This window comes from Burkholderia sp. AU45388, assembly GCF_030481585.1.
Classification (GTDB): Bacteria; Pseudomonadota; Gammaproteobacteria; order Burkholderiales; family Burkholderiaceae; genus Burkholderia; species Burkholderia sola.
This window is the reverse complement of the sequence record NZ_JAUJPV010000002.1, coordinates 412,153-425,639: the sequence shown is the minus strand read 5'-3', so window position 1 is coordinate 425,639 and position 13,487 is coordinate 412,153. Positions and strand designations below refer to the sequence as shown.

14 protein-coding genes and 1 pseudogene are annotated in these 13,487 nt (G+C 68.0%); 12 read left to right on the top strand and 3 right to left on the bottom strand.

Annotated features, from left to right (window positions below):
* Positions 1-2: 2 nt before the first annotated feature.
* The 3 genes from QZM72_RS05845 to QZM72_RS05835 all read right to left on the bottom strand — a co-directional run bounded on the left by QZM72_RS05845 (position 3) and on the right by QZM72_RS05835 (position 2,562).
* On the bottom strand, positions 3-767 hold the full coding sequence (locus tag QZM72_RS05845) for an SDR family oxidoreductase (protein ID WP_301737472.1): 765 nt from the start codon (positions 765-767) through the stop codon (positions 3-5).
* Positions 768-836: 69 nt separating this feature from the next.
* Positions 837-1,868 carry a phosphotransferase gene (locus tag QZM72_RS05840; RefSeq protein ID WP_301737471.1) on the bottom strand — a complete coding sequence of 344 codons (1,032 nt, stop codon included), beginning with the start codon at positions 1,866-1,868 and terminating at the stop codon, positions 837-839.
* Positions 1,869-1,887: 19 nt separating this feature from the next.
* Complete coding sequence (locus tag QZM72_RS05835; protein ID WP_089468878.1) at positions 1,888-2,562, bottom strand: histidine phosphatase family protein; 675 nt, start codon at positions 2,560-2,562, stop codon at positions 1,888-1,890.
* Positions 2,563-2,734: 172 nt separating this feature from the next.
* Between QZM72_RS05835 and QZM72_RS05830 the strand changes: the two genes are divergently transcribed.
* From QZM72_RS05830 to QZM72_RS05775, 12 genes and pseudogenes are all read left to right on the top strand, one after another.
* Positions 2,735-2,941 carry a DUF1737 domain-containing protein gene (locus QZM72_RS05830; protein WP_301737470.1) on the top strand — a complete coding sequence of 69 codons (207 nt, stop codon included), beginning with the start codon at positions 2,735-2,737 and terminating at the stop codon, positions 2,939-2,941.
* Between the two features lie 124 nt (positions 2,942-3,065).
* Complete coding sequence (locus tag QZM72_RS05825) at positions 3,066-3,221, top strand: DUF3309 family protein (protein WP_011881216.1); 156 nt, start codon at positions 3,066-3,068, stop codon at positions 3,219-3,221.
* A 313-nt stretch (positions 3,222-3,534) separates the two neighbouring features.
* A pseudogene (locus QZM72_RS05820) lies at positions 3,535-3,769 on the top strand (winged helix-turn-helix domain-containing protein); the annotation flags it as partial.
* Positions 3,770-3,958: 189 nt separating this feature from the next.
* The gene (locus tag QZM72_RS05815; protein ID WP_301737469.1) at positions 3,959-5,233 is read left to right on the top strand and encodes a sugar ABC transporter substrate-binding protein; all 1,275 of its coding nucleotides are present in this window, start codon (positions 3,959-3,961) and stop codon (positions 5,231-5,233) included.
* Positions 5,217-6,176: a carbohydrate ABC transporter permease gene (locus QZM72_RS05810; RefSeq protein WP_301737468.1), complete on the top strand. Its 960-nt coding sequence runs from the start codon at positions 5,217-5,219 to the stop codon at positions 6,174-6,176. The genes QZM72_RS05815 and QZM72_RS05810 overlap by 17 nt, the downstream gene beginning before the upstream one ends.
* Positions 6,164-6,991, top strand: a complete 828-nt coding sequence (locus QZM72_RS05805; protein ID WP_301737467.1) for a carbohydrate ABC transporter permease — start codon at positions 6,164-6,166, stop codon at positions 6,989-6,991. Before QZM72_RS05810 ends, QZM72_RS05805 begins: the two co-directional genes overlap by 13 nt.
* A gap of 10 nt (positions 6,992-7,001) precedes the next feature.
* Positions 7,002-8,036, top strand: a complete 1,035-nt coding sequence (locus QZM72_RS05800) for an NAD(P)-dependent alcohol dehydrogenase (RefSeq protein WP_301737466.1) — start codon at positions 7,002-7,004, stop codon at positions 8,034-8,036.
* Positions 8,037-8,039: 3 nt separating this feature from the next.
* Complete coding sequence (locus tag QZM72_RS05795; RefSeq protein WP_301737465.1) at positions 8,040-9,233, top strand: ABC transporter ATP-binding protein; 1,194 nt, start codon at positions 8,040-8,042, stop codon at positions 9,231-9,233.
* A 29-nt stretch (positions 9,234-9,262) separates the two neighbouring features.
* Complete coding sequence (locus QZM72_RS05790; RefSeq protein ID WP_301737464.1) at positions 9,263-10,198, top strand: AraC family transcriptional regulator; 936 nt, start codon at positions 9,263-9,265, stop codon at positions 10,196-10,198.
* Positions 10,199-10,209: 11 nt separating this feature from the next.
* Complete coding sequence (gene xylB, locus QZM72_RS05785; protein WP_301737713.1) at positions 10,210-11,676, top strand: xylulokinase; 1,467 nt, start codon at positions 10,210-10,212, stop codon at positions 11,674-11,676.
* A gap of 82 nt (positions 11,677-11,758) precedes the next feature.
* The gene (locus tag QZM72_RS05780; RefSeq protein WP_301737463.1) at positions 11,759-12,841 is read left to right on the top strand and encodes a MerR family transcriptional regulator; all 1,083 of its coding nucleotides are present in this window, start codon (positions 11,759-11,761) and stop codon (positions 12,839-12,841) included.
* A complete protein-coding gene (locus QZM72_RS05775) occupies positions 12,841-13,128 on the top strand; it encodes a barstar family protein (protein ID WP_301737462.1) in 288 nt (95 codons plus the stop codon). Before QZM72_RS05780 ends, QZM72_RS05775 begins: the two co-directional genes overlap by 1 nt.
* The last annotated feature ends 359 nt before the right edge of the window (positions 13,129-13,487 follow it).

Genomic DNA, 13,487 nt, shown 5'->3' with positions numbered 1-13,487 from the left:
GCTCAGATCGTCAGGCCGCCGTCGACGACGATGCATTCGCCGTTGGTATAGCTCGCCGCGTCCGACACGAGATACAGCACGGTGCCCGCCATTTCGCGCGGCTCCGCATGGCGGCGCAGCGGAATCTTCGCCTTCCACGTCTCGTAGATGTCCTTGTCGGCGAACAGCGCGCCGGCGAATTTCGTCTTCGTGAGGCCCGGCAGCAGCGCATTCACGCGGATGCCGAGCGGCCCGCATTCCTTCGCGAACGCCTTCGTCATGTTGACGACGGCCGCCTTCGTGATCGAGTAGATGCCTTGCCGGTCGCCCGGTTGCAGCGCATTCACCGACGCGGTGTTGACGATCGCGCCGCCGCCATGCGTCTTCATCAGCTTGCCGGCCTCGACCGACATGAAGAAGTAGCCGCGGATGTTCACGTCGACGGTCTTTTCATACGCGGCGAAATCCGTATCGAGGATGTGCCCGAAATACGGGTTCGCGGCCGCGTTGTTCACGAGGATGTCGAGGCGGCCGTGCTTGCCGCGAATGTGCTCGAACGTCGCGGCGATGTCCTCCAGGCGCCCGACGTGGCACGCCAGCGCCTCGGCGCGGCCGCCCGCCGCGATGATTGCGTCCGCCACCGCCTGGCAGTCGTCGATCTTGCGGCTCGACACGATCACGTGCGCACCCTGCTCCGCGAGCAGCTTCGCGATTTCCTCGCCGATGCCGCGGCTTGCGCCCGTCACCAATGCGATCTTGCCTGTCAGGTCGAACAGATTCGTTGCCATGTTGCTGTGCTCCTCCATTGATTGTGTTGTCGTGCCGCCGCGTGGTGACCGCGGCGATTCGCGGCGAGGTCAGCGATGCGCGTCGATCACGCCGACGGCCAGTTCGGCCAGCCGGCCGGCCATTTCGCCGACGCGCAGCGCCTGTTCGCTCGATGCGTTGCCCCGCAGCGCACGCGCCTTCACGCCCTGCGCGATCGCCGCGAGCCGGAAGAAACTGAATGCGAGGTAGAAGTGCCAGTCGCGGATCGGCTCGATCCCGCGCAGTTCGCAGTAGCGCGCGACGATCGCCGCTTCGTCCGGAATACCGAGTGCGGCACGATCCTGGCCCGCGAGCCCGCGCACCTGCCCGCCCGACGGCAGCCGCAGGCACATGCAGAAGTACGCGAGATCGGCGAGCGGGTTGCCGAGCGTCGACAATTCCCAGTCGAGCACGGCCTGCACGCGGTAGCCGTCGCGCGCGAACATCAGGTTGTCGATCCGGAAATCGCCGTGCACGAGCGCCGGGCGGCCCGTGTCCTCGGGGCACGCCTTCGGCAGCCAGTCGATCAGCGCCTCCATCGCGTCGAGGCGACCGGTTTCGGCCGCGCGATACTGCTTCGTCCACACGCCGATCTGCCGCTCGAAGTAGTTGCCCGGCCGGCCGTAGTCGGCGAGGCCCACCGCGTCGACGTCGATGTCGTGCAGCGCGGCCATCGTCTGCAGCAGCGCGTCGTAGCAGGTCGCGCGATCGGCCTTCGGCAGTTCCGGCAGCGCGGGATCCCAGAAGATCCGGCCATCCTCGAAGCTCATCACGTAGAACAGGCTGCCGATCACGTCGCGGTCTTCGCACAGGTGATACGGGTGCGCGACCGGCACCGCGGTGCCCGACAGCGCGGTGAGCACGCGGAACTCGCGGTCGACCGCGTGCGCGGATTTCAGCAGTTCGCCCGGCGGCTGGCGGCGCAGCACGTAGCGGCCGCTTTTCGCATTCAGCAGGAAAGTCGGATTCGACTGGCCGCCGGCAAACTTCTCCGTGTCGACCGGGCCTTCGAATCCCGGGACGTGCGTTTCCAGATAGCGCGCGAGGCGGGCTACGTCGAGTTGCTGGGAAGGGTTCGTCATCGTCGCGATCGTTCGTGGGTCAGCCGTAGGTTCGCAGCGCGTGTCGTTCGGGATCCTCCAGGTGCGGGATGCCGTTGAACGACGCGAGGTGGAACGCGTCGGCGTTGAAGAAAAACTGCGAAAGACTGCTGTTGCGGATTTGCAGGTTCAGCGCGATCGCGCTCGACGGCGGCGCCGCGAGCACCTGCTGCACGGTGACCGCGATCGGGCCGCCGGAGCTCACCGCAAGCACGCGCTGGCCGCCGCCTGCGCGGATCGCCGCGCGCGCATCGGCCACGCGCTGCTGGAAATGGGCCCAGGTTTCGGGTGCCGCCTCGCCGAGCTTGTCCTCGGTCCACAGTTGCAGCACCTGCCGGAGCGCGCGGAAATGCTCCTTCATCGAGCCGGCCGCGAGCCGCGCGATCTCCGGGTAGTCGCTGGCGGCCGCCGCGAACAGCCCGTGGAAATCGTATTCGTTCAGACCCGGATGGCGATCGACCGCGACGCCTTCGCCGCCCATTCCGCGCAGGATCGCGGCGACCGTCTGCGCATGGCGGTTCATCGTGCCGCAGATCACGCGGTCGAACGTCAGGCCCTGCCGCGTAAAGTATTCGCCGAGCCACACGCCCTGCTGGTCGCCCGCCGCGGAAAGCCGGTCGTAGTCGTCGGTGCCGAACGACGCCTGCCCATGCCGTACCAGAAAGAGTTCAGCCATTGCATGCCCGCCTGAGTGAAGGATTCAGCATAGCGAGCGGGCGGCCATTTTTAAAATTTATTTGTTGAATGAATCGGCATTCATGAGGGAAATGCCCCGCCCGCCTTCGCCGGCGGCGTAGCTTTGTCCCACTTATACTGCCCGATCCGCCCCCTTCACAGGAGTCCCGCCCATGTCGCATTCCCCGCCTAACGACCTGCCCCGCTATCGCCTGCTGACAGGCAAGGACGACGCCACGTTTTGCCACCGCGTATCGGACGCGCTGGCGCTCGGCTATCGCCTGTACGGATCGCCCGCCGCCACCTTCAACGGCGATCACGTCGTCGTCGCCCAGGCCCTGCTCTGGCCGGACGCCGCCGGCACGGACGCCGGCGCGTAATCGCGGTCGCCCGCTTCCGAATCGTTCGATGCGGCCGCGGTGCCCTGCGGCGTGAACGGTCCCTCGTCGCGGCACGCGAATTGCGACAGTGCACACCGTGTCGAATAAATTCTGGAGGGATGCGATGCTCGGTACGATCCTCATCATCGTTCTGATTCTGCTGCTCATTGGAGCCTTTCCTGCATGGCCGCACAGCCGAAGCTGGGGCTACTGGCCATCGGGGAGCGTCGGGCTGATCGTCGTCATTGTCGTGATACTGGTGCTGCTCGGTCGCATCTGAGGATGGACGCGCGTGCCTGCGGTATGGGCACGCGCGTTCCGGTATCGGCCCCGGGGGTTTCCCTCACGACTTCTTTACAAACGCAAGCAACCCGCGCAACAAAGCACGGCAGTGCCTCCCTCGATTCCTCTGCGCACATTTCGATAAAGCTGTTAGGCCGATACGCGTGCGCGACGTGCGAGCGCGCACTCCCGACCCGCCACAGCCTCTCGCCGATGCGCAAGCGCATCCTCCGTGAGCGATCCATAGCGTCCAAACATGTCGCCTCGTGTGAGGCCGCCCGTCCGGAGATCGTCGAGATCCTGACCGCCTGGCGACGGTCGAAGCCGGCGGCGTGCGCCACACGCTCGTGCTGACGCTCGCCGAATTCACGTTGCTCGCGCAACTCGCGCGCGCCGCGCCGCGTGTTCAGCCGCGCCGAGCTGATGGCGACCTGCCTGCCGGAAGGCGACGCGCTGGAGCGCACGGTCGACAGCCACGTCAGCAAGCTGCGCAAAAAACTCGACGATCTCGCGCCGGTGCCCGACAGCGGACGCTTCCCGGCGTAACGCGCGGGCCTTGCCGCTCACGCGCGCGGTTCGCGCCCGACCACCACATTTTGTGCATCGCACGACCGACCCTGAGCAAAAAGTATCGGTTTCCGAACTCTTTTGATGTGGTGATCGCCTCGCCCGCGTCACACCATTGTTCCTGCCGTCATCGGCGGCATTCGAACAAGCAGAATCAAGGAGACACGGGTGAACAAGATGCGAATCGTCGCAGCCGGCGTGCTGCTCGGCGCCTGTCTGCCGGGCGTCGCGGCCGCGCAAACCTGCAAGGTGCCGACCCTTCGGGTGCTCGCGCAGAAGAGCCTCGGCCTGTCGGTGATGGAGAAATCGCTGGCCGACTACGAGAAGAAGAGCGGCACGAAGGTCGAGATCAGCTATTTCGGCGAAAACGACCGCCGCGCGAAATCGCGGCTCGACGCGTCGACCGGCGCGGGTTCCTACCAGATCTACTACGTCGACGAGGCGAACGTCGCCGAATTCGCGTCGGCCCACTGGATCGTGCCGCTCCTCAAGTACTACCCGAAGGAATACGACTACGACGACTTCCTGCCCGGCCGCCGCGCGGTCGCGAGCTACAACGGCGTCGCGTACTTCGCGCCGCTGATCGGCGGCGGCGACTTCCTGTTCTACCGCCGCGACCTGCTCGATGCCGCGCACATCCCGGTGCCGCAGACGCTCGATCAGCTCGTCGCCGCGATCAAGAAGCTGAACGCGCCGCCGAAACTGTACGGCTGGGTCGCGCGCGGCCAGCGCGGCTCGGGGATGAACGTGTGGCGCTGGTCGCCGTTCATGCTCGGCATGGGCGGCGCGTGGACCGACAAGAGCGGCCAGCCCGCGTTCAATTCGCCGGCCGCCGTGAAAGCCACGCAGCTCTACAGCGACCTGTTCAAGTACGCGCCGCCGGGCTCGGCGACCTACGACTGGAGCAACGCGCTCGAAGCGTTCCGTTCGGGCAAGGTCGCGTTCATGATCGAATCGACGCCGTTCGCGGACTGGATGGAAGACACGAGCAAGTCGAGCGTGGCCGGCAAGGTCGGCTACACGCGGCCGCCCGCGCCGCTGCCGTCGGCCGCGTACGGCCACGGCTTCGCGATCTCGGCGGTCGGCGCGAAGGACGACTGCACGCGGATGGCCGCCGGCCGCTTCATCGCATGGGCGACCAGCAAGGACCAGGAACAGGCGCGGCTGCGCAACGGCGTGTTCAGCGACTACAACCGCTCGAGCACGATCGCGAGCCCGTACTTCAAGCAGCACGTCGCGCCGCAGATCCAGGCCGGGCTGAACGACACGAACCCCGTCACGCAGGTGACGATCTGGCGCACGCCGCAGTGGCCGGATATCGGCGACAACCTCGGCATCGCGCTCGAACAGGTGTTCACCGGCACGCAGACGGATATCCGCGGCACGCTCGACGACGCGGACCAGTACGCGAAGGACGCGCTCGAACATGGCGCTCGCAAATGACGGCGCCGGCGGACGCGCGCTCGGCGTCCGCCAGGCCTCTCCCGCCACGTCGGCCCGGCGCGGCCGCGCGCGCCGCGACCGCACGAGCCTGCCGTGGGTGTTCCTTGCGCCGACGCTCGCGCTGCTCGCGGTCCTGAGCCTCGTCCCGACGATCGCCGCGATCAATCTCGCGCTGCGCAACCGCGTGCTGCGCTACCCGGACAGCGAATACGTCGGCCTGCGCAATTTCGTGCGGCTCGCGTCGGACCGGCGCTTCCTGAACGCGATCGAGGTGTCGGTGCTGTGGGAAGTCGTCACGGTCGCCGGCGCGGTGCTCGTCGGGATCGCGCTCGCGGTGTTCCTGTTCGAGCGCGTGCACGGCCGCTGGCGCCGCCTCGCGTCGCTGGTGCTGATCATGCCGGTGCTGCTGCCGCGCGTGTCGGCCGCGTTCATCTGGAAGTTCATGTACGCGCCGCTCACCGGGATCCTGAGCTGGCTGCTCGGCACGCTCGGCGTCGAGAACACCGCATTCCTCGCCGATCCACATCTCGCGCTGTACGCGGTCGCGCTCGTCGACGTGTGGCAGTGGGGGCTGTTCTTCGCGGTCGTGATCCTGAAGCTGCTGGAGACGCTGCCGCCCGAGCCGCTCGAAGCCGCGCGGCTCGACTACGCGACGACGTGGCAGGTGCATGCGTACATCGCGCTGCCGATGCTGAAGGCGCCGCTCGTGAGCCTCGTGTTCATCAAGATGGTCGAGTCGCTTCGCTCGTTCGACCTGATCTACGTGATGACCAAGGGCGGCCCCGGCATCGCGACCGAGACGCTCGATCTCTATGCGTACCAGCAGGGCATCGGCCTCGCCGGCAAGGTGTCCTATGCGTCGGCCATGGCCGTGCTGATGATGGTCGCGACCACGCTCGTCTTCACGCTCATCTGGAAAAGGGTCGACAAATGGGACGACTGATGGCCCGCCGCGGCCCCGCCGCCGTTTCCACCGTCGCGATCGCCGGCGCGATCCTGCTCGTCGCCGCGTTCCCGCTGTTCTGGGCCGTGCTCAATTCGCTCAAGCACCTGCTCGACATCGTCACGCCCGTGCCGCGCTTCTTCTTCACGCCGACGCTCGCGAACTACGAACAGGTGCTGTCGAGCCCGGAAGTGCTGATCGGGCTCGGCAACAGCATCGCGATCGTCGGCGCGGCCGTGCTGATCGGCGCGGTGCTCGGCGTGCCGGCCGCGTATGCGATCGCGCGCTACCCGATACGCGGCAAGCGCGACATCCAGTTCTTCCTGCTGTCGCTGCGCTTCCTGCCGCCCGTCGCGGTCGCGCTGCCGCTGATCGCGATCTGGGTCGATCTCGGGCTGTACGACACGAAGCTGTCGATGATCGTCACGTACCTGCTCGTCACGCTGTCGACCATCACGTGGCTGTCGATCCCCGTGTTCCGCCGGCTGCCGCGCGAGATCGAGGAAGCCGCCGCGCTCGACGGCTATGGCCCGTACGCGGTGTTCTGGCACATCGCGCTGCCGGTGTGCGCGAGCACGCTGCTCGGCGGCATCGTGTTCAGCTTCGTGCTGGTCTGGAACGAACTGATGATCGCGCTCGCGCTCACGTCGTCGCGCAGCGCGACGCTGCCGGTGGTCGCATCCGCGTTCACGTCGCTCGGCCAGGAAGTGCCGTGGGGCGTGATCAACGCGTCGACCGTGCTGCTCGCGCTGCCGCCGCTCGTCTTCGTCGGCATGCTGAGCCGGCTGCTCAATTCGATGGTCAAGGGAAAATAAGGAGAACACGTTGAAAGCACTCGTCCTCGAACGCACGCGCGAACTCGCGCTGCGCGACATCGACCTGCCGCAGGCGGTCGGCCCCGGCGACGTCCGGATCAAGGTGCATACGGTCGGCGTCTGCGGCAGCGACGTGCATTACTACGTGCACGGCGGCATCGGCCCGTTCCGCGTCGACGCGCCGATGGTGCTCGGCCACGAAGCGTCCGGCACCGTCGTCGAGACGGGCGCGGGCGTCACGCACCTGCGCGTCGGCGACCGCGTGTGCATGGAGCCCGGCGTGCCGCGCCTCGATTCGCCCGCGACGCTGCGCGGGCTCTACAACCTCGATCCCGACGTGCGCTTCTGGGCGACGCCGCCCATCCACGGCTGCCTGACGCCGTTCGTCGTGCATCCGGCCGCGTTCACGTACCGGCTGCCCGACAACGTGTCGTTCGCCGAAGGCGCGATCGTCGAGCCGCTGTCGATCGGCCTGCAGGCCGCGAAGAAGGCGGCGATGAAGCCGGGCGACCTCGCGGTCGTGATCGGTGCGGGCACGATCGGCGCGATGACGGCGCTCGCCGCGCTCGCCGGCGGCGCGGCGCGCGTGATCCTCGCCGACGTCGTGCCCGACAAGCTCGCGCTGTTCGCCGGCAACCCGGCCGTTACGACCGTCGACGTGCGCACGCGGCCGCTGGCCGAGGCGGTGGCCGAAGCATCGGGCGGCTGGGGCGCGGACGTCGTGTTCGAGGCGAGCGGCAGCGCGAACGCGTATGCGGGCCTCGTCGACCTGATGTGCCCGGGCGGCTGCGCGGTGCTGATCGGCATGCCGGTCGCGCCGGTGCCGCTCGACGTGGTCGCGCTGCAGGCGAAGGAAGGCCGCATCGAATCGGTGTTCCGCTACGCGAACATCTTCCCGCGCGCGCTTGCGCTGATCGCGTCCGGCGCGATCGACGTGAAGCCGTTCATCTCGCGCACGTTCCCGTTTTCCGAAGGCGTGCGCGCGTTCGAGGAAGCGGCGAGCGGCCAGCCGAGCGACGTCAAGATTCAGATCGAAATGGATTGAGCCATGGCCCGAATCGTCTGCCACGCTTTGTCGAAGCACTACGACGGCGGCCCCGCCGTGCTGCATCCGCTCGACCTCGAGATCGCCGACGGCGAATTCATCGTGCTGCTCGGCCCGTCCGGCTGCGGCAAGTCCACGATGCTGCGGATGATCGCGGGCCTCGAGGCGATCACCGGCGGCGAGCTCGTGATCGGCGATGCGGTCGTCAACGACCTGCCGTCGCGCGAGCGCAATGTCGCGATGGTGTTCCAGAACTACGCGCTGTATCCGCACATGACGGTGTACGACAACATCGCGTTCGGCCTGCGGCGGCTGAAGGTGCCGGCCGACGAGATCGACCGCCGCGTGCGCGACGTCGCGCGCATCCTGAGCCTCGACGCGCTGCTCGACCGTCGCCCGCGCGCGATGTCGGGCGGCCAGCAGCAGCGTGCGGCGATCGCGCGCGCGATGATCAAGACGCCGGCCGTGTTCCTGTTCGACGAGCCGCTGTCGAACCTCGACGCGAAGCTGCGCACGCAGTTGCGCGGCGACATCAAGCGGCTGCACCGGCAACTGAAAACGACCACGCTGTACGTCACGCACGATCAGCTCGAAGCGATGACGCTCGCCGATCGCGTCGTGCTGATGCGCGGCGGCCACATCGAGCAGATCGGCACGCCGGCCGAGCTGTACGGCCAGCCGCATACGGTGTTCGCGGCCGGCTTCGTCGGCACGCCCGCGATGAATTTCGCGGACGGCACGATCGAGCGGGTCGGCGCGAACGTGCTGCTCGACTGCAACGGCGCGCGCTGGCCGCTCGCGTCTTCACGCTTCGCGCGGCTGCAGCACGGCCAGCAGGTCAAGGCCGCGATTCGCCCGAACCACCTGCGGCTCGTGGCCGAAGGCGATCCGACCCCGGGCGCGCTCGCGCTGACCGGCACGGTCGAGCTCGTCGAGCTGCTCGGCGCGGAGGCGCTCGTCACGCTGGACTGGCGCGGCCAGCCGTGCGCGGCCCTCGTGCCGGCCCCGATGGCCCCGGCGCCGGGCGCCGTGGTAGCGTTTCGCTTCGACGAAGAAGCCCTGCATCTGTTCGACGCCGGCACCGAGCGCAACGTCGCGCTGCCGGACGCGAACCCGACCGCGCACGCGGCGCCGCCGACGGCCGCGACGCGCGCCACGCCGCCTGCCGCGACGGGCTGGTCGATGTCCCGTCCGTAGCACGCCGGCACGCCCCGACGGAGCACACGATGAACCCGGATCTCGAGATCGTTCCCACCCACCGCGACGAATCGTTTCGCGCATGGGTCCACGACTATCCGCATTCGGTCGCGAAGTGGCACTTTCATCCGGAGTACGAGATTCACCTGATCCAGGCGTCGCGCGGCAAGGTGTTCGTCGGCGACCACATCGGCGATTTCGGGCCCGGCAACCTGATCGTCACCGGGCCGAACCTGCCGCACAACTGGGTCAGCGAACTCGCCGACGGCGAACGCGTGCCGTCGCGCGACGTCGTGCTGCAGTTCTCGCGCGATGCGATCGAGAAGATGGTCGACGCGTTCAGCGAGCTGCAGCCGGTGATCGAGCTGATCGACGACGCGGCGCGCGGCGTGCAGTTTCCCGACCGCGTGGGCGTCGAGGTCGCGCCGCTGATGCTCGAACTCGCTGACGCGCACGGTTGCCGGCGCGTCGAGATCCTGATGTCGCTGTTCGACCGGCTGTCGTCGTGCCGCGAGCGGCGCGTGCTCGCGGGGCCCGGCTACCGCAGCGACGCGCAGCACTACATGTCGTCGACCATCAACCAGGTGCTGTCGTACCTGCAGCAGAACCTGCCCGGCATGCTGCGCGAAGCCGACGTCGCCGCGTTCGCCGGCATGAGCGTCAGCACCTTCACGCGGTTTTTCCGGCGTCACACCGGCTCGTCGTTCGTGCGCTACCTGAACCGGCTGCGCATCAACGAGGCGTGCGAGCTGCTGATGTTTTCCGACCTGACGGTGACCGACATCTGCTACCGGGTTGGCTTCAACAACCTGTCGAACTTCAACCGTCAGTTTCTCGCGATGAAACAGGTGCCGCCGTCGAAGTTCCGCGCGCTGCACCGGCTCAACGAACCGTACGGCCGCGACGACGCACCGCCCCCGCGACGCGCGCCGCCGCGCGCCCCAGACAGGACGCTTCATACGTGACCGCTTCATACGTGACATATCTCGGCATCGATCTCGGCACGTCCGAGGTCAAGGTTCTGCTCACCGATTCCCGATCGGTCCCCCTCGCGAGCGGCTCGGCCACGCTGTCGATCAGCCGGCCGCATCCGCACTGGTCCGAACAAAGCCCGCAGGCGTGGTGGCACGCGATGCTCGACGCGATCGCGTCGGTGCGCGCCGCGCATCCGGCCGGCTTCGCCGCGCTGCGCGGCATCGCGCTGTCCGGCCAGATGCACGGCGCGACGCTGATCGACCGCGCGGACCAGGTGCTGCGCCCCGCGATCCTGTGGAACGACACGCGCGCCGGCACCGAATGCGTGGAGCTCGAGGCGCTGGTGCCGGAGTCGCGCGCGATCACCGGCAACATGGCGATGCCCGGCTTCACCGCGCCGAAGCTGCTGTGGCTCGCGAAATACGAGCCGGCCGTGTTTCGCGCGGTGCACAAGGTGCTGCTGCCGAAGGACTACCTGATCTGGCGCCTGTCAGGCGAATTCGTGTCCGATATGTCCGACGCGTCGGGCACGCTGTGGCTCGACTGCGCGCGCCGCGACTGGTCCGACCGGATGCTCGCCGCGACCGAGCTGTCGCGCGCGCAGATGCCGCGCCTCGTCGAAGGCAACGCGGCCGCCGCGCAGCTGCGCGACGCGCTGCGGCGCGAATGGGGCATCACCGGGCCCGTGACGATCGCCGGCGGCGCCGGCGACAACGCGGCGTCGGCGATCGGCATGGGCGTCACGGGCGCCGGCAGCGGCTTCCTGTCGCTCGGCACGTCGGGCGTGCTGTTCGCCGGCAACGATCGCTTCGCGCCGAACCCGGACGCCGCCGTGCACGCGTTCTGCCACTGCGTGGAAGGGCGCTGGCACCAGATGAGCGTGATCCTGTCGGCCGCCGCGAGCCTCGACTGGCTCGCGCGCGCGCACGGCACGACGCCCGGCGTGCTGGCCGCGCGCGCCGAACACGCGGCCGCCGCCCGCGCACCGCTGTTCCTGCCTTATCTCGGCGGCGAGCGCACACCGCACAACGATGCGCATGCGCGCGGCGTGTTCTTCGGGCTGACGAACGAACACGATGCCGACGACCTCGCATATGCGGTGATGGAAGGCGTCGCGTTCGCGATGGCCGACGGCTACGACGCGCTGCGCGCGGCCGGCACGACGCTCGACGTGGCGTCGTTCATCGGCGGCGGCTCGAAAAGCGCGTTCTGGGCACGGCTGTGCGCGAATGCGACCGGGATCGCGATGCAGCGCCATGCGGACGGCGCGGTCGGCGCGGCACTCGGCGCCGCGCGGCTCGCACGGCTGGCAGCGACGAACGACAGCCTGGAAGAAGTCTGTATCGCGCCGCCCGTCACGGAAACGGTGACGCCCGATCCCACATCGGTCGAGCTGCTGGCGGGCCGGCTCGCGCGCTATCGACGGTTGTATCGCGCGCTGCGGGACGAGTTCGCGGCCGCCGACTGAACGGCCGCGCGATCGTGCTTGACCCGGCCCTTGGGATCGCCTTTATGCTGATCGCAACGAATCGACAGCAAAGAGGTGACGGATGGGTACGGACACACTCCGCTTGAACGCTTCGGCCGCCGCTGCACGGCTCGGTGTCTCGATCAAGGCGCTGCGGCTGTACGAGCGTCACGGCCTCGTCACGCCGGAGCGCACGCCGGCCGGTTACCGCGCGTACGGGCCGGACGACCTCGCGCGTGCCGCGGATATCGCGGCGCTGCGCAAGCTCGGCCTCGGTCTCGCTCAGGTGGCGAACGTGCTCGACGGCGACGCGCGCAGTCTCGATGCCGCGCTGGCGGCTCACGAAGCGGCGCTCGATCGCGGGATTCAGGATCTCGTTGGCAAGCTCGACAGTGTGCGCGCGATGCGTGCCGGCCTGGCACGGGGACGGATGCCGGCAAACGGCGAATTGACGCGGCTGGTCGACTCCGGCGCGGCCGGCGTCGCGTTCGACCTGCCGTGGCCGTGGGGCGGCGAACGGTTCGAGTGTCGCGATATCCGGCCGTTGAACTACATCATCGGTTCGCTGGGGAGCGGCAAGACGCGGCTCGCGCTTCGGCTGGCCGATGCGTTGCCCGGCGCGGTGTTCGTCGGTCTCGATCGGCTGGACGACGACTGTGCCGCGGCATTCGATGCATTGCGCGCCGATCCGGAGCTGAAGTCGCGCGTCGAGCGCACCGCGGCGGCGCTTGCCGGCAGCGGCGCGACGCTGTCGGCGGCGCTGACCGCCCTGCTCGTCAGCCTCGAAGCGGAAGGCCCGCGCGCGCAGGTCGTCGACATGATCGAACAGGATTTCGATCAGGCCACGCAACGGGCGTTGATCGCGCATCTGCGCACATGCGCGGCCGCCGGCATGCGGCCGCTGTTCCTGCTGACGCGCTCGTCGGCGATCCTCGATCTCGCGGCGGTCGGCCCCGACGAAACCATCCTGCTGTGCCCGGCCAATCACAGCCCGCCTGCGCGTGTGGCGCCTTACCCCGGCGCGCCGGGGTATGAAGCCGTCGCCACGTGCCTGGCGGCGCCGGAGGTCCGGGAGCGGATTGCGCGGCGGCCGGAAGCGCACGCTATGATGCTTGGTACGGAGCGCGAAATGAATACTTCGCGATCTGTCCGTCGGAGAACATGATGGCACGCGACACGCGGGTAGAAATCGAGCTCGACGATATCGAGTCGACCGAACATTTGCATGTACGGCTGATGAAGCAGTTGAGTTTCCCGGATTGGTATGGAAGAAACTGGGATGCGTTCCGGGACGCCATTACCGCGCTGGTCGATATGCCGCGCATTCTTCGGCTGAAAGGCTGGTCGGAATTCGAACTCCGCTTTCCCCGCGACGCGAGGCTGATGCGCGACTGTCTGCAGGACATGGCTCGGCAATATCCGGCCTTCGCATCCCGTGTCGAGTACGATTGATCGAACTCGACACGCGCCGCAAGATTCGGCCGCTCGCGATGAACGTGCGTAACGGCACGTGATTGCTGCCCAGCCGCCGAGCGAGCAGATTTTTCACCGTGTTCGATAACGGATAGAGGTACGCATCCCGCTGCCGGATGCGAAGCGCGAGCCATCGCTCGCCGTTCAATTGGCGTTGCATTGCCTCGATCTGCGCGCACAGTGCGTCAGACCGATTCATGATCGCAGTAACCGGAAATGGATTCGCCTCCGGATCCCGCCGCGCCCTCCTCCGCGTCATCGCCGGGCTCACCGCATGCCCGGGATCGGCAAAGTTCGTTGCTTGCCGGACGCTATCGGGACATGTCGGAAAAGTCGTC